19 protein-coding genes and 1 tRNA gene are annotated in these 21,909 nt (G+C 62.3%); 12 read left to right on the forward strand and 8 right to left on the reverse strand.

Annotated elements, in window-relative coordinates; translation table 11 throughout:
* Positions 1-3: 3 nt before the first annotated feature.
* The 5 genes from NH195_RS10730 to NH195_RS10750 are packed head-to-tail and all read left to right on the forward strand — an operon-like array spanning position 4 to position 5,427.
* Positions 4-1,443 carry an amidase gene (locus NH195_RS10730; RefSeq protein ID WP_066706608.1) on the forward strand — a complete coding sequence of 480 codons (1,440 nt, stop codon included), beginning with the start codon at positions 4-6 and terminating at the stop codon, positions 1,441-1,443.
* Positions 1,440-2,744, forward strand: a complete 1,305-nt coding sequence (locus NH195_RS10735) for an amidase (protein WP_066706610.1) — start codon at positions 1,440-1,442, stop codon at positions 2,742-2,744. Before NH195_RS10730 ends, NH195_RS10735 begins: the two co-directional genes overlap by 4 nt.
* Positions 2,741-3,862, forward strand: coding sequence for an AbrB family transcriptional regulator (locus tag NH195_RS10740; RefSeq protein ID WP_066706614.1), 1,122 nt, complete (start codon positions 2,741-2,743; stop codon positions 3,860-3,862). Before NH195_RS10735 ends, NH195_RS10740 begins: the two co-directional genes overlap by 4 nt.
* Positions 3,859-4,377, forward strand: coding sequence for a flavin reductase family protein (locus tag NH195_RS10745; RefSeq protein WP_202906501.1), 519 nt, complete (start codon positions 3,859-3,861; stop codon positions 4,375-4,377). The genes NH195_RS10740 and NH195_RS10745 overlap by 4 nt, the downstream gene beginning before the upstream one ends.
* Before the next feature lie 12 nt (positions 4,378-4,389).
* Positions 4,390-5,427: a 2,5-dihydroxypyridine 5,6-dioxygenase NicX family protein gene (locus NH195_RS10750; protein ID WP_066706617.1), complete on the forward strand. Its 1,038-nt coding sequence runs from the start codon at positions 4,390-4,392 to the stop codon at positions 5,425-5,427.
* Between the two features lie 64 nt (positions 5,428-5,491).
* On the opposite strand, the gene ppaT is transcribed toward NH195_RS10750, so the two are convergent.
* Positions 5,492-6,676 carry a pyridoxamine--pyruvate transaminase gene (gene ppaT, locus NH195_RS10755; protein WP_066706618.1) on the reverse strand — a complete coding sequence of 395 codons (1,185 nt, stop codon included), beginning with the start codon at positions 6,674-6,676 and terminating at the stop codon, positions 5,492-5,494.
* A gap of 268 nt (positions 6,677-6,944) precedes the next feature.
* Between ppaT and NH195_RS10760 the strand changes: the two genes are divergently transcribed.
* Together NH195_RS10760 and NH195_RS10765 are read left to right on the forward strand one after the other, a co-directional pair.
* Positions 6,945-7,607, forward strand: a complete 663-nt coding sequence (locus tag NH195_RS10760; protein WP_066706620.1) for a FadR/GntR family transcriptional regulator — start codon at positions 6,945-6,947, stop codon at positions 7,605-7,607.
* Positions 7,597-9,153, forward strand: a complete 1,557-nt coding sequence (locus NH195_RS10765; protein ID WP_066706623.1) for a GMC family oxidoreductase — start codon at positions 7,597-7,599, stop codon at positions 9,151-9,153. The genes NH195_RS10760 and NH195_RS10765 overlap by 11 nt, the downstream gene beginning before the upstream one ends.
* Before the next feature lie 58 nt (positions 9,154-9,211).
* Here the strand turns inward: NH195_RS10765 and NH195_RS10770 are convergent.
* Positions 9,212-9,288, reverse strand: a tRNA-Arg gene (locus NH195_RS10770).
* 71 nt (positions 9,289-9,359) lie between these two features.
* Positions 9,360-9,671 (reverse strand): ETC complex I subunit, encoded by a 312-nt coding sequence (locus tag NH195_RS10775; RefSeq protein WP_066706626.1) that lies wholly within the window; start codon positions 9,669-9,671, stop codon positions 9,360-9,362.
* A gap of 400 nt (positions 9,672-10,071) precedes the next feature.
* Here NH195_RS10775 and uvrB point away from each other — a divergent pair, with 400 nt between their 5' ends.
* A complete protein-coding gene (uvrB, locus tag NH195_RS10780; RefSeq protein ID WP_066706629.1) occupies positions 10,072-12,267 on the forward strand; it encodes an excinuclease ABC subunit UvrB in 2,196 nt (731 codons plus the stop codon).
* Positions 12,268-12,281: 14 nt separating this feature from the next.
* Here uvrB and NH195_RS10785 read toward each other — a convergent pair whose 3' ends face one another.
* The 3 genes from NH195_RS10785 to NH195_RS10795 all read right to left on the reverse strand — a co-directional run bounded on the left by NH195_RS10785 (position 12,282) and on the right by NH195_RS10795 (position 13,862).
* Positions 12,282-12,827, reverse strand: a complete 546-nt coding sequence (locus NH195_RS10785) for an NYN domain-containing protein (RefSeq protein WP_066706633.1) — start codon at positions 12,825-12,827, stop codon at positions 12,282-12,284.
* Positions 12,828-12,936: 109 nt separating this feature from the next.
* A complete protein-coding gene (locus NH195_RS10790; protein ID WP_066706636.1) occupies positions 12,937-13,545 on the reverse strand; it encodes a rhodanese-like domain-containing protein in 609 nt (202 codons plus the stop codon).
* On the reverse strand, positions 13,545-13,862 hold the full coding sequence (locus NH195_RS10795) for an antibiotic biosynthesis monooxygenase family protein (protein ID WP_066706639.1): 318 nt from the start codon (positions 13,860-13,862) through the stop codon (positions 13,545-13,547). The genes NH195_RS10790 and NH195_RS10795 overlap by 1 nt, the downstream gene beginning before the upstream one ends.
* Positions 13,863-14,281: 419 nt before the next feature.
* On the opposite strand from NH195_RS10795, the gene NH195_RS10800 reads away from it, so the two are divergent.
* The 3 genes from NH195_RS10800 to NH195_RS10810 all read left to right on the forward strand — a co-directional run bounded on the left by NH195_RS10800 (position 14,282) and on the right by NH195_RS10810 (position 16,586).
* Positions 14,282-14,974, forward strand: coding sequence for a response regulator transcription factor (locus NH195_RS10800; protein ID WP_066706642.1), 693 nt, complete (start codon positions 14,282-14,284; stop codon positions 14,972-14,974).
* A 106-nt stretch (positions 14,975-15,080) separates the two neighbouring features.
* Positions 15,081-15,965 carry a type IV pili methyl-accepting chemotaxis transducer N-terminal domain-containing protein gene (locus NH195_RS10805; protein WP_066706651.1) on the forward strand — a complete coding sequence of 295 codons (885 nt, stop codon included), beginning with the start codon at positions 15,081-15,083 and terminating at the stop codon, positions 15,963-15,965.
* Between the two features lie 123 nt (positions 15,966-16,088).
* Positions 16,089-16,586 carry a HugZ family pyridoxamine 5'-phosphate oxidase gene (locus NH195_RS10810; RefSeq protein ID WP_066706654.1) on the forward strand — a complete coding sequence of 166 codons (498 nt, stop codon included), beginning with the start codon at positions 16,089-16,091 and terminating at the stop codon, positions 16,584-16,586.
* A 51-nt stretch (positions 16,587-16,637) separates the two neighbouring features.
* Here NH195_RS10810 and NH195_RS10815 read toward each other — a convergent pair whose 3' ends face one another.
* Positions 16,638-18,926: a glycosyl hydrolase family 28-related protein gene (locus NH195_RS10815; protein WP_066706658.1), complete on the reverse strand. Its 2,289-nt coding sequence runs from the start codon at positions 18,924-18,926 to the stop codon at positions 16,638-16,640.
* A gap of 276 nt (positions 18,927-19,202) precedes the next feature.
* Between NH195_RS10815 and NH195_RS10820 the strand changes: the two genes are divergently transcribed.
* Positions 19,203-20,090 carry a CHAD domain-containing protein gene (locus tag NH195_RS10820; protein ID WP_066706661.1) on the forward strand — a complete coding sequence of 296 codons (888 nt, stop codon included), beginning with the start codon at positions 19,203-19,205 and terminating at the stop codon, positions 20,088-20,090.
* Between the two features lie 64 nt (positions 20,091-20,154).
* On the opposite strand, the gene NH195_RS10825 is transcribed toward NH195_RS10820, so the two are convergent.
* Positions 20,155-21,798, reverse strand: a complete 1,644-nt coding sequence (locus tag NH195_RS10825; RefSeq protein ID WP_066706664.1) for a lysine--tRNA ligase — start codon at positions 21,796-21,798, stop codon at positions 20,155-20,157.
* Positions 21,799-21,909 lie beyond the last annotated feature (111 nt).

The following is a 21,909-nucleotide window of genomic DNA, read 5'->3' on the forward strand; positions in this document are numbered from 1 at the left end:
GACATGCGAGACGAGTACGACAGGCTGGACGCCACCGCGATCGCCGGATTGGTGCAAAGTGGCGAGGTCAGCGCCAAGGAGGTGTTCGACGCCGCCATGACCCGGATCGAGGCGCTTGAGCCACATCTCAACACCATCGTGCATCCGCATTTCGATCTGGCCGAAGCGGATATCGACGCGGGCCTGCCCGACGGTCCGTTCAAGGGCGTACCCTTCCTGATCAAGAACACCGGCATCGCCGTGCGTGGCATGGAAATGTCCACCGGGTGTCGGCTGTTCAAAGGCCATGTGGATCAGACCGATTGCACCCTCGTGGCGCGCTACCGCGCGGCGGGGCTGGTGATCCTTGGCAAATCCAACACGCCGGAATTCGCGCTGAGTTTCGCCACCGAACCGCGCGACTATGGGGTCACACGCAACCCGTGGAACCTCGATCACGGCCCCGGCGGCTCCTCGGGCGGCTCGGCGGCGGCGGTGGCCGCAGGGCTTGTGCCCTTTGCCAACAGTTCGGACGGTGCGGGGTCGACCCGCCTGCCCGCCGCGCACACCGGACTGTTCGGGTTCAAGCCCAGCCGGATGCGCAACCCGCTTGGCCCCGTCGCCGTTGAGGGCATCGCGGGCATGTCCACGCCCCATGCGCTGACCAAATCCGTGCGCGACAGCGCGGCGCTTCTGGACATTTCCGGCGGTGCGGACATCGGCGATCCCTATGCGCAGCCGGTGAAAACCGAGAGCTATCTCATCTCCGTCGGGCGTGATCCGAAACCGCTCAAAATCGGTCTGACCCTCGCTTCGCCTCTGGGCACGCCGGTCGATCCGGAGATCCTTGCCCGCACCGAAGAGGCCGCCAAGCTGATGGAAAGCCTCGGCCATCATGTCGAGATCGTCGAAAGCGCGGGCTATGACGCCGAGGCGCTCAAGACCGCGTGGCAGGTCATTCCCGGCGTCAACGTCGCCACCGCCGTTCTGGCCCGCGGCAAGGCTTTGGGGATCAAAGATCCGATTGCCGAGTTGGAACCCGCCAACGCGGAATGGATCCGCAAGGCTCTGACCCTCACCGGCATGGATTACCTCGCCTCCGTCAACCAGCTTCACGCCACCGCGCGCGGGCTTGGCCGCTTCTTCGAGCGTTTCGACATTCTGATGAGCCCGACCAGCGCCGAATTGCCGCCGAAACTCGGAACGATGTCGAGCCAGACCCAGAGCCTTGACGCCTTCTACGATCAATTCTGGGCGCACAGCCCTTTTACCTGCGCTTTCAACGCCTCGGGTTTCCCGGCGATGAGCCTGCCCTTTGGCCTCTCGACATCCGGCCTGCCGATCGGCGTCCATTTCGGCGCGGCTCTGGGCGGGGAGAACCTTCTGTTCTCGCTCGCCGGTCAGGTTGAACGCGCCGCCCCCTGGGCCGATCTGCGCCCCGATCTTTCGGAGTTTCTGTCATGAGCGATCTCATTCAATACGATGCGACGGATCTGATCGCGAAAGTCTCCTCCGGTGCGGTGAGCCACCGTGAAGTGGCTGAGGCCTATCTCGAACGGATCGCCGAAAAAGACGGCGAAATCGGCGCCTATATCCATTGCGACCCGGAGCTGGTGCGCCGCACCGCCGATGCCCGCGACAAGGCGGGCGCAGGGCCGCTTGCCGGTCTGCCCGTGGGGGTCAAGGATGTGATCGACACGGTCGACATGCCGACGGGCTATGGCTCTGCCGCCTATGAGGGGTGTCAGCCCTATTGGGACGCGCCCTGTGTGACGCAATCCAAAGCCGCCGGTGCGCTGATCATGGGCAAGACGGTTTCGACCGAATTCGCCATGGCCAGCTCCGGCAAGACCCGCAACCCGTGGAACCTTGCCCATACGCCGGGAGGCTCCTCCTCGGGGTCCTGTGCCGCCGTCGCCGCGGGCATGGCGCTGATGGCCTTCGGTACCCAGACCGCAGGCTCGATCATCCGCCCGGCCTCCTATTGCGGCGTGGTCGGTTACAAGCCCTCTTTCGGGCTTCTGGAGCCCGCCGAGATCAAGGTTCTGGCCCATTCGCTCGACACGCTGGGGCTTGTGACCCGCACTGTGCGCGACGCGGCCCTCACCGCCTCCGTTCTGGCGGGCGGTCCGGGTCTGGCACTGTCGGGCGATCTGCCCAGCGCGCCCAAGGTGGGCCTGTTCCGCACCCCGCCCTTCGATCCTGCCGAGCCTGCGACCGTGGCCGCGCTCGATCTGGCCGTGGCCCGGATCGAAGCCGCCGGTGGCACGGTGGTCGAAATCGACGTGCCGGACACTTTCATCACCACACATGATCTGCATGCCGCCGTGATGGGCTGGGAAGTCAGCCGCGCCCTGTCCCATGAGCGCGCCGCGCTATGGGACCAACTCACGCCCGTGACCCGCGATTTTCTGACCGAAAAGGCACGGATCGATGCCCCCGCCTATGATGCCGCCCGCGCCGCTTTGCCCAAGGTAGCCGCCGATCTGGCAGAGGCCATGGCCGATGTCGATGTGCTTCTGGCCCCTGCGGCCCCCGGCACCGCCCCCGAGGGCTTTGCCAGCACCGGCGCACCGATGTTCAACACCCCCTGGACGCTTCTTCACATGCCCGCGCTGAACGTGCCCGCCCTCATGCACGACGGCCTTCCCGTCGGCGTTCAGGTCATCGGGCGGGTCGGCGAAGATGCGAAAACCCTCGCCATGGCCGCCTTTATCGAAACCTGTCTCGACACGCCCTTCGATGCCCTGCGAGGCCATCCATGAGGGGACAGAACCCGCTTGAACGCCTGAGCAGTCGCGATGTGCGCCAGAGCCTGCAATGGTCCGCCCTGCTCGCGGCGGCCATCGGGCTGGCCTCGCTCCTCGGGCTGATCCATTTCCCCGCCGCCCCGCTTCTGGGCGCGATGATCGCGGGCATCGCCTTTGGCGCCAGCGGCAGCCACCTGCGCGTGCCCCGCCCCGCCTATGTGCTGGCGCAGGGCGCGGCGGGCGTGTTCATCGCCACCTCCATGTCCCCCGCCATTCTCGTCGATGTGGCACAGGACTGGCCGCTGCTTCTGGCGATGACCGGGGCGACGCTTGTCGTCGCCTTCACCATCGGCTGGCTGATGAACCGTGTCACCGGGATTTCCGAGGATGTCGCGGTTTACGGCAGCCTGCCGGGCATGTCCGGCGCCATGGTGATCATCGCCAATGAGCGCGGCGCCGATGCCCGCATCGTGGCGCTGATGCAATATGTGCGCCTCGCGTCGGTGATCCTGTCCGTCGCGCTCTTTGCCTCGCTGCTGCCCGACAGCCCCGAGGCCAGCCTGCCGGCCCGGGACATCTCGCCGCTCTCGCCGATCCTCGCCCCTGCCCTCGCGGCAATCTCGCTCATTGCCGTCAAGCTCAAGCGCCTGCCCGCCGCCGGCATGCTGATCCCTCTGATTCTCTGTGCCGTGATCGAGGCCACCGGCCTCTTGCACCTGCAAATGCCGCATGTCCTGATCCTCGCCACCTTCGGAGTGATCGGGCTCGAGGTCGGGCTCAAATTCACCCGCGAGGTGCTCGGCCATGTGATCCGGCTGATCCCTGCCGTTCTGATTTCTACCATCGCCCTCATCGCGATCAGCGCCGGGTTGGGCCTGATCCTCTATGCCCTCACCGATCTCGACGTGAAAACCGCGCTACTGGCCTCCGCTCCCGGCAGCATCGAAACCGTCGCCCTCGTCGCCATCGCGACCAAGGCCAATGTCGCCGCCGTCATCGCCTTTCAGACCGTGCGGATGTTCACCGTGGTCCTGTTCGGCCCGTTTCTCGTGGACCTGCTGATGCGCCTGCCGATCTGGTCCCCCTCCCTGCGCATAGATGCCGCCAAACCCGCTTCACGGAGTGAAACATGATCATGCCGATGATTTTTCCCCAAGCCGATGCCGTCGAAGGCCTCAAGGCCGCCATGCGGTTCTACCCCGCGGGCGTCACCGTTATCACCGCCGGTCGTGGCGACGCCCGGCGCGGGCTGACCGCCACGGCCTTTACCTCCGTCACGATGGAGCCGCCAACCGTGCTCGTCTGTGTCAATCGCAACGGTGCCGCGCATCGGGCGATCACCGAGAACCGGCATTTCTGCGTCAACATCCTGTGCGAGCAAAGCCGCGATCTCGCCGAGAGCTTTGCCGGTATGACCGGCAAGACCGGCGCCGATCAGTTCGAGGGCTTCGAATGGGTCGAAACCTGTGTCGGTGCCCCCGCCTATGCCTTTGCCCAGGCTTCCGTCGCCTGCGACCTCACCCAGGCCGTCGAGGCCGGATCTCACAGCATCTTCATCGGGGAGGTGCGCGAAGCCGCGCTCAACCCCGACCGTCACCCGCTTTTGCATTACAACCGCGGCTTTCACGCCGTCGGTGCAGCCAGATAAACAGGAGCTCCCATGGCGATCAGCAACGCAGATTTCGTCCTCGCGTGGAAAAACGTGTTGGAACAATGCCAACTCAAACCCGGCGAACAGGTCGCGATCCTGACCTCCGACGACAGCAATATGCAGATCGTCGAATGCGCGCGCACGGCGGCGGGGCTTTTGGGCGGGATCATCACCATGATCAACCTGCCGATGATCAATGGCGACAAGGCGCTGTCGCGCGACAAATCGGGCTATGTCGGCCAGACCACGCAGCTTGGCGTCAACACCTCGGCGCTTGCCGCACTGAAGGCCGCCGATCTGGTGATCGACACGCTTCAGCTGCTTTTTTCCCACGAACAGGAAGAGATCCTGAAAACCGGCACACGCATGCTTCTGGCCGTCGAACCGCCGGAAACAATGCTGCGGATGATCCCCTCGCCGGAGGCCAAAAACAAAGTCATCGCCGCCAATAAATACATGGACCCCGCCAGGGAAATGACCGTCACCTCGAAAGCCGGGACGGATTTCCGCTGCAAGCTCGGCCAGTACCCGGTGCTCCTGCAATACGGCCTCGCCGATGAGCCGGGGCGCTGGGATCACTGGCCGAGCTGCATGATTGCGCGCTGGCCCGATGAGGGCTCCGCCGAAGGGATCATCGTGATCGACGAGGGCGATATTTTGCTGCCCTTCAAACGCTACGCCGCTGACAAGATCTATCTCACCATCGAGAAAGGCTTTGTCACCAAGATCGAAGGCGGCTGGACCGCCGAATACATGAAGACCTTCATGGACAGTTTCAACGACCCGGACGCCTATGCCATGGCGCATGTCGGCTGGGGGCTTGAGAACCGCGCGAACTGGACCACGCTCGGGCTTTACGATCGCGAGGCGGCGCTGTCGATGGATGCGCGCTGTTTCGCCGGGAACTTCCTGTTCTCCACCGGACCGAACACCGAAGCGGGCGGCACCCGCGACACACCCTGTCACCTCGACATCCCGCTGCGCGGCTGTTCTCTGTCGCTCGATGGCGTGCCGATGACCCGGGACGGTGTGGTCGTCCACGACTGATCCCGCCTCGTTCACGCACGAAAAAGGCGGTCGATCTGGCCGCCTTTTTTTGGTGATCAAGCTTTTATCCGCGCATCACCGCCTCTGCCGCCGCCACCGCGGCCCCGATGTCGAGCGGCTTGCCAAGCAGCTCACCCATCGCGCCACCCAGCGCGGTCAGCGCCAGAACGGTATAGAGCGGGAAAGCCGTCGGCCCCATATGCCCCACCCGCACCAGCTTGTTGAAGGTCTCCGCCCGGCCCGAGGAAATCACCACGCCGTAGCGCACCTTCATCAGATTGCGCAGCTCGGTCTCGTCCACCCCATCGGGCAATTTGATCGTGGTGCAGGTCGGCGAAGCGATCTCTTCGCGCGCGGCCCAAAGTTCAAGCCCCATGGCCTTCACCCCTGCCCGCATGGCTTCGGCGGTCTTGGCGTGGCGCGCCCAGACATTGGCCGGGCCTTCCGACAAATAGCGGTCGATCCCGGCTTCGAGCCCGTAAATCTCCGACACCGACGGCGTAAACGGAAATCCTTCCGTCGCCCTCCACGCGTCCTTCCAATCGAGAATCGACAGGATCGAGGCGCGCGGCGCCGCCGGATTGGCCGCCATCTTGGCCCAGGCCCTCTCCGACACCGTCAGGATCGACAGCGCAGGCGGGCAGCCAAGGCATTTGTTCGGCCCCGTCACCAGAAGGTCGATGCAGCAGGCCTCGACATCCACCTCGACCCCGGCCCAGGCCGACACACTGTCCACCACGTAAAGCGCGCCGTGTTTGCGCACCACCTCGCCGATCTCCCTGATCGGGTTGATCGTGCCGGAGGGCGTGTCGTGATGACAGACCGCAACCAAACCAACCTCTGGATGGTTGGTCAGGAATTCATCGACCGCAACCGGATCGACCACATCGTTATAGGCCACGCGAATCTCGTGGAATACCCCGGCCCTCGGTTTGAGCCATTCACCGTACCCCGCGCCGTAAACCCCGGAGGCGAGGTTGAGAACCGTGTCCTCCGGCGCGACAAGGGAATAGGCCGCAGCCTCCAGCCCCAGAACTGGCTCGCCCTGCAGGACAATCGGCACATCTGAGGTCCCGAGCGCCACCGCCAGCTTTTTCATAACCTTCTCGTAATAGGCCATAAATGACGGATCATAATCATAAAAAACCGGTTTCCCGAGGGCTGAAAGCACCTCGGGATAACAGTTCACCGGTCCTGTCGTCAGGGTGAAGAGCGCGGGGGCATTCACCGCGGCCGTCTTGTCGTTCATTGTGCTAAGTCCTGTGTTCTTGCGCCGGGGGCAGCCACGGATCGCCGGGCAGCGCCCCTCACTGCAACCATGCAACCACAGGGCGGCAACCGCTTGCAACCAAACTTTGACCATTTTCGATTTTTTGGTTGCATTGCGCATGGGTTTCGCACAAATTCAGGCAAACAGATGTCAGAGTGAGCAGGAGGGCGCGCGGAGAATGAGCGGGGATATGTCATCGGCACAGGGGACAAAACGCGACGCGGCCCCTCGGACAGACAAGTCGGCCATGGTCGACGACCTGCTGGAGCATCTGCGCGGCCTGCTCAAGACCTCTGATGAATTGCCGCCCGAACGCGTTCTGGCCGACACGCTTCAGGTCTCCCGCCACAGCCTGCGCAAGGCACTCAAGGTGCTGCGCGACAATGGCGAGCTGACCTCCGCCAAAAGCGGGCGCCGGGCGCATTCCGACACCAATCCCACGCCGCCCAGCAGCGCGCGGCTGGTGCAATCCACCAACCCTCTCGAAGTCATGGAAATGCGCCTGATGATCGAGCCCGCGCTGGCCCGTTTGGCCGCGCTCCGTGCCTCGCCGGACGAGATCGCCCAGATCCTGCGCACCGCGCATTCCCCCGCCGATCTGAGCCCCGCGCAGGCCGATCAGGATTTCCACCGTGCCGTCGCCGCAGGCTCGCGCAACAGCCTCGCCTCCGAGCTTCACATCCTGTTGCACCGGGTTCAAAACGACGCCCGCCTGCGCTTCACCGATGCGGACAGCGACGAAAACACCACGGTCGAACGGGTGAAAGCCCGCGACCTTGAACACCAGAAGATCGCCGAAGCCATTGCCTCGCGCGATCCGACCACCGCCGAACGGGCGATGTTCGACCATCTCGAACGCACCCAACGCAAACTCATGGGACTTGGATTGAGACCGGGCGATGCCGCATGACTCTGACGCTTTGAGGAGCGACATCCTCATTCTGGGCGGCGGCTCCGCCGGCTGCATCCTCGCCAACCGCCTGAGTGCCGACCCGAGTGTCAAGGTCACACTCCTCGAAGCCGGCGGATGGGCAAAAGACCCCGACATTGCGAAACCCGACATGTGGCCCTTTATCCAGGGCCGCGAGTTCGACTGGGATTTCGAAACCACACCGCAGGCGGGCACCGCAGGCCGCGTACATCGCTGGGCCCGGGGCCGTGTGCTGGGCGGGTCGAGCAACCTGCACGCCATGTTCCATGTCCGCGGCCATCGCGCGGACTTTGCCCGCTGGGCCGAACTGTCCGGCGATGCGCGCTGGAGCTATGACGGGCTTTTGCCGCATTTCAAGGCGACCGAGACCTGGAACATCCCCGAAGACGCCCTGCACTCCAGTGACGGCCCGATGCCGATCATGTTGCCCGACGAGACCCAGAGCCATCCTTTGGTGAAGGACTATATCAAAGGCTGGGTGGCGCTTGGCATGCCGCGTCTGCGCGACCATTGCGGCGAAGAACTGATCGGCACCGCGCCCAACGCCCTGATGATCCGCGACGGCAAACGCGTGACCACGGCGGATGCCTGGCTGACGCCCGATGTTCTGGCGCGTCCGAACCTCACCATCGTCGAACAGGCCCCCGTGCGGCGTCTGATCCTCGACGGCACGCGCGCGGTCGCCGCCGAAGTGCATCACGGCACGGAGCTTCTGCGCTATGAGGCCGATGAGATCATCCTCTCCCTCGGCGCCATCGGGAGCCCGACGACCCTGATGCGCTCTGGCATTGGAGATCCGGAGCGGCTGGCCGAGGCCGGTGTCGACTGCCTGATCGCACGGCGCGAGATCGGCAAGAACCTGCACGATCACTTGCTCGCTGCGGGCAATATCTACCGCGCCGCCAGGGACATCATCCCGTCCAAGCTGCAAATCTCGGAATCGCTCAGCTATCAGGCCGAGGATCCGACCCGGACCGAAGGCCGCCCCGACATCGTCGTCGGCTGTGTCGTCGCCCCGAGCGCCTCGGAGATGTTCGACAACGCGCCCGAACCGGGCCATGGTTTCACCCTTCTGTTCGGCGTCACCAACCCGACCAGCCGCGGAGAATTGACCATCACCGGGCCGGAGCTTTCCGATCCCGTCACCATCGACCCGAATTACCTCGCAACAGAACGCGACCGGCATCTGTTCCGCGTGGCGCTCGACCGTGCCCGCAAGATCGGTCAAAGCGCCGAGCTTGCTCCCTGGATCGCCGAAGAAGTTCAGCCCACGCCCGGAGACCTGACCGACGAAGCCGCGATGGATGCTTTCATCGCCATGGCCGCGATCACCCATCACCACCCCGTGGCCACCTGCCGGATGGGGTCTGACGGTGCGGCCATTGTCGATTCCAATCTGAAAATGCGCGGCCTCGACAACCTCTGGATCGTCGATGCCTCGATCATCCCGGAAATCACCGCCGGCCCGATCCACGCCGCCGTGATGGCCATCGCGGAAAGCTTCGCCTCGGCGCGTCTCGGCTGACACCGCGACCTGAAAAGACGCAGCTTCAGCGCCGCAAAGTGATAATTTTCGCGAGAAGTGGCGATCCCTTGAGGACTCGAACCCCAAACCTGCTGATTAGAAGTCAGCTGCTCTATCCAGTTGAGCTAAGGGACCGCGCTTGGGCCGCTCCGGCCATAAAAGAGGCGCCGTAAAACCGGCGCCGTCTCAAAGCGTATCGCACCGGATCAGTGAGTCCAGGGCGCGCGTCTGTTGGTGGCGAAGTTTTCGCCATAACCGCCCGCACGCACGTTGTGCTGACGTTTGTGCGGCTCTTGCACCACATATTCGATGCCATGCTCCTTGGCATAGGCGATCGCATGTTCCTTGCTGTCGAATTTCAGACGCACCTGCGTTTGCGTGTCATGCGACGAGGTCCAGCCCATCAGCGGATCAATGTCACGCGCGGAGGCCGGCGCATAATCGAGATGCCATTGCTTGGTCTTGCCTTGCCCGGATTGCATGGCATTGCGGGCGGGCTGATAGATACGAGCGCGCATCGGGTGACTCCTTTTTGCCTTGCGCCGGTTATCCCCGTTTCCGCACAGCGTTTCAAGCCCTTCACGCATCCCTGCGGGTCTCAACCATAAGAAAACCCGCCATGTGTATCAAGGCGGGCGGATCGGGATCGTTTAGGGTGACTGCCCGACCGGCTGTGTGGGAGCGAGGGGTGGGGTGGGTGGTACACGGCCAGCCGGGTCAGTCTTTTCTGCTGCTTGCAATGACAGGTTAGGCCTGAACACGGTCGTGGCACAAGGGAAAATATCGCATTGGTTGTAAAATTTACTAAAAAATTCTCCTTAAAGTAGTAACCCTTTATTAACCTCAGCTCTCTTGCCCACAAGACTTGAAAGGTGAACAAAAAGGGATCATCTGTTAACAACTCCCAAAGACCAGCCGATGGAAAGGGCCGCCATGGATCCGCGCCTGATGACAGACCCGCCGAAGGAGCTGAAACACCGCCCGAAACTCGAAGGCGGTAAGAAATTTGTCATGCACAGCGCCTTTGAGCCCTCCGGCGACCAGCCGACCGCCATCGCGGAGCTCTCGGCGGCCATTGAGGCGGGCGAGCGCAATCAGGTTCTCCTGGGCGCCACCGGCACGGGCAAAACCTTCACCATGGCCAAAGTGATCGAGGCGACCCAACGCCCGGCGATCATCCTTGCCCCGAACAAAACCCTCGCCGCCCAGCTTTATGGCGAGTTCAAGGGCTTCTTCCCGGAAAACGCCGTCGAATATTTCGTCTCCTATTACGACTATTACCAACCCGAGGCCTACGTCCCGCGCTCCGACACCTTCATCGAGAAGGAAAGCCAGATCAACGAACAGATCGACCGGATGCGCCACGCCGCCACACGGTCTCTGTTGGAGCGCGATGACGTGATCATCGTCGCTTCCGTGTCCTGCATCTACGGCCTCGGCTCGCCCGAGCTTTACATGGCGATGACCATCGACCTGATGATGGGGCAAGACTACGACCAGCGGCAGTTGATGGCCGATCTGGTCGAGCTGCAATATCGCCGCAACGACACGGCTTTTGATCGCGGGTCGTTCCGGGTGCGGGGCGACAGTTTGGAGATTTGGCCCGCGCACATGGAAGACCGGGCGTGGAAGCTTTCGTTCTTCGGCGAAGAGCTTGAGAGCATTACGGAATTCGACCCGCTCACCGGTAAGAAAACCGACACGCTCGAACACGTCCGCATCTACGCCAACAGCCACTATGTGACGCCGAAACCGACGATCCGGCAGGCCATTGCCGGGATCAAGAAGGAGCTGAAACAGCAGCTCATCAAATTCACCGACGAGGGCAAACTCCTTGAGGCGCAGCGGCTGGAGCAACGCACGAATTTCGATCTCGAAATGCTGGAGGCCTCGGGCTTTTGCAACGGGATCGAAAACTATTCGCGCTATCTGACGGGCCGCGCGCCGGGGGAGCCGCCGCCCACCCTGTTCGAATTCATCCCCGACAATGCCATTGTGTTTGCCGACGAGAGCCACGTCTCCGTGCCGCAGATCGGCGGCATGTATCGGGGCGACTATCGGCGCAAATTTACCCTGTCGGAACACGGTTTCCGCCTTCCCTCCTGCATGGACAACCGGCCTTTGAAATTCGAGGAATGGGACGATATGCGCCCGCAATCGGTCTTCGTCTCGGCGACGCCCAAAGACTGGGAACTGGAGCAATCCGGCGGCGTGTTTGTCGAACAGATCATCCGTCCGACCGGCCTATTGGACCCCGTGGTGGAAATCCGACCCGTGGACACGCAGGTGGACGATCTGTTGGACGAGGCCAGGAAAATGGCCGAGCTGGGCCGCCGCGTTCTGGTCACGACGCTGACCAAACGCATGGCCGAAGACCTCACCGAATATCTCCACGAACAGGGCGTCCGGGTGCGCTATATGCACTCCGACATCGACACCATCGAGCGGATCGAAATCCTGCGCGACCTGCGGCTTGGGGCCTTTGATGTGCTCGTCGGCATCAACCTGTTGCGCGAAGGTTTGGACATCCCGGAATGCGGCCTCGTCGCCATTCTCGACGCCGACAAGGAGGGCTTCCTGCGCTCGGAGACCTCGCTCATCCAGACCATCGGTCGCGCCGCGCGGAACGCGGAAGGGCGTGTGATTTTGTATGCCGACAAGATCACCGGCTCGATGCAACGCGCCATGGACGAAACCGACCGCCGCCGCGCGAAACAGATGGCCTATAACGAGGAACACGGCATCACGCCGCAGACCGTCAAGAAGAACGTCGATGACATTCTGGCGGGGCTCTATCAGGGCGACGTGGACATGAACCGCGTGACCGCCACCATCGACCGGCCTGCGGCGGGGCAGAACCTTCAGGCCGTGCTGGAAGGCCTCAAAACCGACATGCGCGTGGCCGCCGAAAACCTCGAATTCGAAGAAGCCGCGCGGCTCCGCGACGAGATCAAGCGGCTCGAAACCGTCGATCTGGTACTGCACGACGATCCGCTGGCGCGGCAATCGGCGGTGGATGATGCGGTGGCGGATGCCAAGGCGAAAAGCGGGCGGTCTACGGCGGGGAGACCCGGGATGCGGGGCGGCAAGGCTGGTCGGGGGAAGAGGAAGTAGCCCGCCTCTACGACCTACCTCAACGTCGGCAAATCCTTCAACTGAACCCGCCCGCGCGCCCAGTAGCCGCGGACAAGCAAACTGCCTTTTCGCAGGATCGGAAAGTCCTCCTGCCAATCCCGATAGCGGTCGTTGGTCACGATCAGCGCCTTTCGCCGTTGCGCCATGCGCAGAATCAACGGATCGGCGGGCGTGCCGCTCGGCGACACCATGACCTGTTGCGCAGGCAGGCCCAGCGCGCGCGCCAGTCGAACCGGCCCAAGATAGCCGTCCGATACCAGATAACCGACATTCGCATCGAACCAGACAATCGGCGCATAGCCCTTTGCCCGCGCGACGTCGACCGCCGAGCGCACGGTTCTCAGATCCGGCACCTCATTGTTCCAATACAGGATGTTCGAACCATCGAAGACGACAAGCGGTTCGCGCCTGCGAAACAGGTTCAGAGTCCCAGCAAAAAGCAGGGCAGCGAGCAAAAAGGCAAACAGAACCTGCCAATATTCAAGCCCGTATTGTATGAAGAGTTGAAACCATTCCTGAGCGTAAATTTTTTCAAACACCTGAAAACACTTTCGACACCGTCATAATCGCTCAAAATATGAAGACCCGGGGCAATAGAGACAAGTCTCCACGCCCCGAGTCACCAAACAAAATTCTCAGCTTGCGAAACTACTCCGGCACCACCACCGTCAGCCCCAGCATCCGCCAGACCTGCATCCCGCCGCGGTAATAGAAAATCTTCTCCGCCGGAAAGCCCGCCTCGATCATCCGCCGCGCGGCCGTTGGCGACTGGCCGCACCACGGCCCGTTGCAATAAAGCGCCACGGTCTTGACCTGATCGCCCTCGCAGATGAAGCCTTCGAAATCCGGCTCACAGCCGAGTTCCCCCAGCCGGTCCGCCGCTTCTGTGTAGGGCATATGCACCGCGCCGGGAATTGCCCCGCCGTCGAAATCCGGTTTCACCCGGCTGTCGAGCACCATTGCGTCCGGGTCCTGCAACATCGCGATCAGTTCCAGTTCGCCGATCGTGGTCACGCCCTCGGCGGGCGTCATCGGCTGGATGCAGAAATTCGGGCAGGGCCGCGAGGTCTGCGCCCAGACGCCGCTCACCTCGTTGGCGTTATCCTGAATCCGGGAAATCTCCACCGGGCCTGCGGGCGTCTCCACCGTCGCAGCCATCATATCCGGCGTGATCCCCACCGGATCGGCAAATGCGCCCCCGGTCGTCAAAACCAAAGCCGTCGCCCCCACAACCGTCGCAGTCAAAATCTTTTGCATCAGTACACTCCTTCCACGTCATACATCACCGGTTCGAACGACTTGCACATGCCGTTGATCACCCGGTTGCGTTTGCGCATTTCCTCGGTGCGCAACATCGCCTGATAATCCTCGCGCCGCTGCCATTGCGAATAATTCGCGATCCGGGTCTGCGCGTCGTTGATATGCAACGCCGCCGATATGAACCCCGGCTGTTGTGAAATCACTTCCGCATAGGCGGCCTGCAACGCCTCCATCAGATCCTGCGCCACGCCGGGCGTCGTCTCGAATGTCGTCAGAACCGTCTGACAGGTCGTATCCTGTGAAATAACCGGCATCGTCTCCTCCCTGATCTGAGCCAATGTCGTCAGTGTAAGACTGTCTCGCATTTTAGCCAGTCCGGATTTGGAGAATCACCTCCGCCCCGCTAGTCCTTTCGCATTCCGCAAAACGCCGCCCGGGGTCTTCCCTCTCCGTTAACCAGAGTTTTTCGGACATTCTCCCAAGTCAAACCGCGCTTTTGCCCAAGCCTCGCCGCATTCCTTTCCGGCATCCCGAGTCCCTTCGATTTTCTCGCGTTCTCAGGATGTTAACCATAACAAATCCTTGCCAGAGCCCCACATGGTTTAGCTAAAATTCAATCCATCTCTCATCGAGGCGCAAAAAACGGCGCCCGGACAATGTCCAGAACGGACCCACTCCCCGACCGCGCAACCGAGGAATGTCGCGTCGGGGGATGCCCCGAAAGGATATTGATATGCGTGTGCTGCTTGCCGAAACCAACTGGAACGCCATGACTGCCGCCGCCGGTCTGACCGAGGCCGGGATGCTCGTCACCCGGGTCGACGATGGGCGCGAATTGATGGATTTCGCCGATTTCGGCGAACAGAGCGCTGTCGTGCTCGACCTCGACATGCCCGACATCAATGCGCTCAAACTGATCGCGCAACTGCGCCGCAAGGATGCCTTGATGCCGATCTATGCGCTGACCGAAGACGCAAGCTGGGAGACCCGCAAGAAAGCCTATGACATGGGCGCGGACGATGTGATCTTCGGCCCCGTGCAGCCCGCCATGCTGGCCGCCAAGATCAAGGCCGCCGTGCGCCGCACCGGGGGCTATGCCAGCAGGGAACTGCGGGTCGGCACTCTGGTGCTCAACACCGAGACCATCTCCGCCGCGGTCGGGGCCAAGACATTGCAACTGACGCGCAAGGAATATGAGATCCTCGAAATGCTGATGCTGCATCGCGAACGCCTCGTGACCCGAGAGGCGCTGATGAACCATCTTTACGCCTGGGACGACGAGCCCGACGCCCGCATCATCAACGTCTATCTGAGCCGTATCCGGCAACAGATCGAGACCTGCGGCGGCGACCCGGAGCTGGTCGAAACCGTCTGGGGGCTGGGCTACCGCATCGCGGCGGAGCAAACCGCACGACAGGCGGCCTGAGCGGCATGTCCGGGCGCCGCCATTAAGAGGCTGTCAAACCTTTTGGCCTAACCTGCCCGCGAGTCATTGCTCGCCAGATCGCACCAAAGACCGAAAAGGCCTCTCCATGCCCCGATTGCTGTCGCGTCTCCTCGGCCACCTGCTCCTGTTCTTACTGCTCGCCCCTTTGCTGCCGCAGACCGCGCTGGCCGACACGGAATTGCAGGTCAAGCTCGACGTCGCCGGGCGTCAACGCATGCTGAGTCAGCGCATGATGCGGGCCATGTGCAATGCCGGGCTGGGCATCGACGCCATGGCGAACAAGAAAATCCTGCTGACCTCGGAATTTACCTTCAAAAGCTCGCTCAAGGCCCTGAAAGACGGTGGCGGGCCAGCGGAATTCTCGCCGGAGACCGGGACCGAAGCCCTTGCGACCCTCGCCCGGATCGAGGAGATCTGGTCACAGTTCGAGACCGGGATCGACCGGTTCAACACCGGAACACTCACGGACTATGACGATTACGCCGCGCTCTCCGATCTGTCCCTCGAACTGCTCAAGGCCTCCAATGCCCTGGTGCAACAGCTCGATGCCCGCTACAAGGCGCAAGCCACGAACACCGACCCGGCGCTGGGCCGGATGATCAACATCGCCGGACGACAACGCATGCTGATCCAGAAAGCGGGCAAGGAAGTGTGCCTGCTGCAAATGGCGGACACCGCCCCCGGCGCCCCGGATCAACTGGCGCAATTGCAACAGACCCTCGCCCTGTTCAACAGCTCCGCTTTCGGCCTGACCTTCTCCTCCACGGTGATGCAGTTGCCGCCGCCCCCCACCGCGGACATCGAGCTGGACAATTTCAATCACTGGCAGGAGTGGAGCAGCCTCATCACCCTGTTCGAAGCGGCGCAGGTCGAGCGGCTCGACCCCATGGAACTGCACGAGATTTCCGTGAGCGTGGAGTTCTTTCTGAAGGCGCTGAACACCACGGTCGGACGTTACGCCGCGCTCTGACCTCGATGGCTCAGACAGCGCAGGAAACGCATGCAAAACATATGCAGGGCAGCCCGCGCAAATCCTGACAATAAAGCTATGTTTTTTCTGGCCAGACGTGGCTTTGCCCTTTAGAACAGCGCCATGACAGAGGACAAACCTTCCCCGATCCGCCCGACCGACGCCGAGGCCCGCGCCATGGCGCAGGAGTTGATCCGTGGCGCGCGCATCGCCGCCCTCGCCGTGCTCGATCCCGACAGCGGCGCCCCGCATGTCACCCGCATCGCCTTTGGCCTTGGGGGCAACAACGGCTGGCTGACGCTGGTCTCCGATCTCTCGGCCCATACCAAAGCGCTGCGCGCCGCGCCGCGCGCCGGGCTTTTGCTGGGCGAAGCGCCCACGAAAGGCGATCCGCTCGCCTTCCCGCGCCTCTCCGTCGCGGTGGAAACCCGCTTCGTCCCGCACGGCACCGAAGAGCATGCCGCACATCGTGCCGCCTGGCTCACGCATCACCCGAAAGCCCAGCTTTACATAGATTTCGCGGATTTCACATTTGTCAGTTTCATGCCCCTGTCCGCCGATCTCAACGGCGGCTTCGGCAAGGCCTATCGCCTCACACCGGACGATCTGAGCCTGACATAAAAAACCGGGCCGCCAAAGCCGCCCGGTTTTCCGCCTCTTCTCTGACAGCCCTCAGATCGGCCGATCCATCCGGGCGATCATGTTGACCGTGCCCTTCACCGCCTGCGGGAAGGTCAGCCGGATCTGGTTGTTCGAACTGCCATAGTTCACCGTCACATAGGGCGTCGCGGACACCGCATTGCCCGAGGCATCTGTCAGCGCATTGCGGAACACCAGGCTCTCCACCACGCGTGCCCAGCCGCCGAACGGCAGATAGGCCGACGGATCGAGCACCCAGTCGGTCGACGCCGTGCTTTGCGAATATTCTGCCGAGACCGGGTTGATCGTAAGCTTGCTCACGCCGTTGAACGTGTTGCCCTCGAAGGTCACGTTGCGCGTCGAATTGTACGCGAGATCGGCAAAGGTGGTGTCCACCTTGTCGACCCGGTCGATGAAACCGTTGAGCGATTTGAACACGTTGTTCTGCACCGCCAGCCCCTGAAGGAAGTGACCCGGCCCATAGGGCTTGATCACGATCCAGGAGAAATAGCTCGCCGCGTCGTTCACCGTGAAGATATTGCCCGTGACGGTCAGCCCGCCAAAGGAATATTCCGACGAGAAATCCGGCGCGGCATCGTGCTCGTTCGTCATCTCGATGAAGGAGTTGTCGATATAGTTGCCCGTCACGATGGATTTCACGTTCGGATAGGTGAACACCAGCCCCGCCATGCGCGGGCTGTCCGTGTCCTCGTCGCCCTGGAACCAGTGGTTGCCGACAAACATATGCCCGTTGCCAAAGACGATGCCGGTGTGACCGAACCGCTGGAACCGGTTGTCGCGGATCTTGCAGTCGTTCGAGTTGATGTTGAACGCCACCGACTGCCGATCCTCCGCCCGCACCGTCTGTTCGTTCGACACGAAAGAACAGCGGTCGATGTGCAGATCCTGACAGCCGCCGCCGATCGAGGTCACGCCGCGATTGAGCGGCGATTTGATGTGACAGTCGCGGAGCTGGAAATTGTTGCCGCCCGGCGAGAGCATCACGCCCGAGGCCCGCCCGTTGCACAAAAGCTCGACATCGGAGAGCTGAAACTGCGACAGTTTCGAGAGCCCGGAGAAATCGAACATGTATTTGAACCGCGTGAACGTGTAGGTCTGGCTCGTATTCGGCGCGTAAAGCGGCTGGCTGAGCGTCAGCGACTGGTTGCCGACATTCACCGCCTGAACATAGACCTCACGCCCGACGCCGGTGCCGGTCACCAGACTGCCGACCTTGATATTGGCGATATTCGTGACATTGCTCAGGGTCTTGGGCGAAGCCACGCTGTAGCTCGCGGTCGAAGTCGCCACCTCATTGTCCCAGTTGCTCGACGCAACCGTGGTGATCTGACCGTTGCGGATCACCCGGCGCACCTCAAGCGACGTCGCCCCGGTGATCTCCGCCACATCCAGCGGCTGATCCAGTTCGACCCGCCGCCCGCGCATGTCGAGACTGTCGTGATCGGTATAGTAGAACATCGCCTGAATGGCGCGTTTGAGCCCTTCGACCTCGTCGCCAAAGGCGTCGATATAGGCGTTCAGGTGGAAATTCTTGCGCAGAACCAGACGGTTCGCCGCCGGCATGATCACCGTGCCGTCAAAAGTCACTTCTTCGGTGAAAGAAACCGTATCGCCGAGGTAATAGGTTCCCTCCGGCACAATCACCCGCCGCCCTGCGGCGGCGGTATTGGCGGCGTTGAACGCCTCGTGATCGTCGGTCACCCCATCGCCCAGAGCGCCGTAATCGCGCACGTCGATCGAGCCGGAACTGTCGACCAGAAACCATTCCGAGACATCCTCGATCACGATATCGTCGATCCGCACCGTGCCGCCATTGGCCCCCGTCAGATCGAGCCCGAAATGACCGTAGACCGGCTCGATCCCCCAGGGCATGTCGACCCCGCCACGCTGGCCGGAGCCGACGATGGCCGTCACCTCGACCACCTCGCCATAGGCGGTAAGCGCCGTCTCCGCGCCGATCTCGGTCAGCCCGGCGACATGAGCGAGCGAGCTGTTCCCGGCCCACCCCGCGATGCGCACCGACGGCAGGTTGCCGGCAATCGCCTTCACCTTCGCCCTGATCTGAAGATACATCCCCGGCACGAGCGGCGTCTCGCCCATGTAGCGCAGCTTGGTCAGAGTGTCGTTCTTGACGATCTCGAGACAACTGCCGAACTCCGCATCCGCCACCACAAGAGAGGCATTCGCCGCCCCGTCATAGGTCGCCGAGCCGGGTGTGCCGTCTTCGCTGGACCAAACGTCCAGACCGTTCTCGAACGCCGGCGGCATCAGCACCAGCCCATCTGTTATGGCCTTGTTCATCCGAACCCCTTTCAATCCTTCAATCCGATGCGCACCGATCTGCATGACGGCACCCCGCGCCTCCGGAGCCCCGGACGCGCTCAATCGCAATGTCTCGTCATGGAAACCCAAGGCGCGCGCATATGCCCTGAGATGCAAAATATCTATCTCAGGGGGCTAACGACGCTGTTAACCCTGCGGACGCCCACCGCCCTCTACGCGCAACATCGCCTGTCAAGGCTCAGGTGTCATAGACGGGTCACATATCCTGTCCTATTGTCGGCAAGAGAGGTGATCATGAGCTACCGCATCCGCCCGAAAGACCCCGACATGAGCGCCGCGCTCCGGCGCATCGCCGAGGATCGTCTGACCCGCGCCATCGAAGTGACCAGAGCTGTAACGCCCGAAGCCCGGATGCTGGCCGTGCACGACATTCGCAAGCGTCTCAAGGAGATGCGCGGGCTGATCCGTCTCGTGCGTCCGGATTTCGACGGCTTCAAACCCGCCGATCAGGCCCTGCGCGACATCGGGCGCGGGTTGTCCGCCCTGCGCGACATCAAGGTGCGCTGTGACACACTCGGTCATGTCGCGGATTATGCCGCCCTGCCCGACGATCCTCTGGGGCCTTACCTCGCGGAGTTGGGGACGCGCCGCGATGCCGCCTATGGCGATCCGTCCGTGGCCCTTCTGCGCGACACCGGCGCGGCGCTTACTGCGCTCCGGGACAGTTCCGCCCAGTGGTCCCTGCGGCACAGCGGGCGCAGGGCGATCTTTCCCGGCCTGTCAAAGACCTATGCCGAGGCCCGCGACGCGATGGAGCACGCCCGCGAAACCCACGCCCCGGAGGACTTTCACGCCTGGCGCAAACATGTGAAATACCATTTCTACCATGCCCAGATCCTCGCCCCGATCTGGCCGGAGGCGATGGCCGCGCATATCGCCGCCGCCGAAGCTCTGGGCGAGCTTTTGGGGAAACATCACGACCTGCATGTTCTGGGCGAAGAGGCCCGCGCCGCAGGTCTTGCCAAAGCGCCGCTCAAGGTGTTGGAGCAGGGTCTGACCGACCGCATCGAGATGCTTGAGAAACAGGCCTTCCTCGATGGCGCACGGCTTCTGGCCGACACGCCCGAGACCCTGTCGCGCCGCTGGTCCGTCTGGTATCGGCTCTGGCGCAATTCCAACTGAAACCCCACATATGAAAAGGGCCACCCCGGAGGGCAGCCCTTTGAAAACACCTCTGAAACAAGGCTTACGAAAGTTCGCCCGACAGCCCCTTGTCGATCAGCGCGATGGTCTCGGTCACGCCGTAAAGCGCCGCGAAGGAGCCGAAACGCGGACCTTGGCTTTGGCCCAAAAGCACCTCGTAGAGCGCCTTGAACCAGTCGCGCAGGTTCTCGAACCCGTGGTTCTTGCCGACCGCGAAAACGATGCTCTGGAGGAAATCGCCATCCGCGAAATCCGCCTCCGGCAGCGCCTCGTCGTTGCCCATATCCGCGTTCTTCCTGGCAATCGCGGCCAAAGCCACCTCGGACGAACCGAATGCCGTCTTGAGATCTTCCATCGCCGCACGTTCCTGAGCGGTCGGTGCGCGGAACACTTTCTCCGGCTTCACGAAGTCATTGTAATAGCGCACCGCATAGCCCGCCGCCGCATCGAGCTGCGGGTTGGCCTCGGGCGACGCGTCCGGCGCATAACGCTGGATAAAGCCCCAAAGCTGCTCTTTCTCTTCCGCACCCGCGACAGACGCGAGGTTCAGAAGCATCGAGAACGGCACCACCATATCGGACAGTGGCACATCCGCGCCGTGGATGTGGAACACCGGGTTCGCCGCCTTCTGCGCCGCATCCTGCCCCGGATAGGCCCGAAGCTGCTGGTGATATTCGTCCATCATCCGCGGGATGACATCGAAATGCAGCCGTTTCGCGGTTTTCGGCTTCTGATACATGAAATAGGCGAGGCTCTCGGTCGAGGCATAGGTCAGCCATTCGTCGATCGACAACCCATTGCCTTTCGACTTCGAGATTTTCTCGCCATTGGCGTCGAGGAACAGCTCATAGGTGAAGTGTTCCGGCTTCTTGCCGCCGAGGATTTCGCAAATCCGGTCGTAGATCGGCGTGTTGGTCGAGTGATCCTTGCCGTACATCTCGAAATCGACATCGAGCGCCGCCCAGCGCGCACCGAAGTCCGGTTTCCATTGCAGTTTCACCGCCCCGCCGGTGACCGGCAGCGTCCATTCGCGACCGTCCTCGTCGTCGAACGTGATGGTGTAATCATCCCGGTTCACCGATTTCATCGGCACATAAAGCACCCGCCCCGTCTCCGGGTGGATCGGCAGGAAGATCGAATAGGTCTGCTGCCGCTCTTCGCGCAGGGATTTCAGCATCACTTTCATCACGTCGTCGTATTTCTCGACGGCGCGTTTCAGGATCTCGTCGAACTGGCCGGTTTTGTAAAACTCGGTCGCCGAATAGAATTCATACTCGAACCCGAACGTGTCGAGGAACCGGCGCAGCATGGCGTTGTTGTGATGGCCGAAGCTCTCGAACTCCTCGAACGGGTCCGGCACCGAGGTCAGCGGTTTATGCAGGTTCTCGTGCAACAGCTCCTGGTTCGGCACGTTCGACGGCACTTTGCGCATCCCGTCCATATCGTCCGAAAAACAGATCAGCCGCGTCGGCACATCCGAGATCACCTCGAACGCGCGGCGGATCATCGTCGTGCGCAGCACCTCGCCAAAGGTGCCGATATGCGGAAGACCCGACGGACCGTAGCCGGTCTCAAAGAGCACATAGCCCTTCTTGTCCTTGGATGCCTCATACCGCTTGAGTACAGTCCGGGCCTCTTCAAAGGGCCAGGCTTTCGAGCTCATACCGGCATCACGCAGGTCCGTCATTTTCAGCAATCCTTTTGTCGCGCGGGTCTCTCCCGCAAGGCGCAACTCCTATTGCCCCTCCCCTCTTCCGTCAATATTGTTTGACCGCACATGCCCCATGAGGAGCCAAGA

This window comes from Celeribacter ethanolicus, from assembly GCF_001550095.1.
Lineage (GTDB): Bacteria > Pseudomonadota > Alphaproteobacteria > Rhodobacterales > Rhodobacteraceae > Celeribacter > Celeribacter ethanolicus.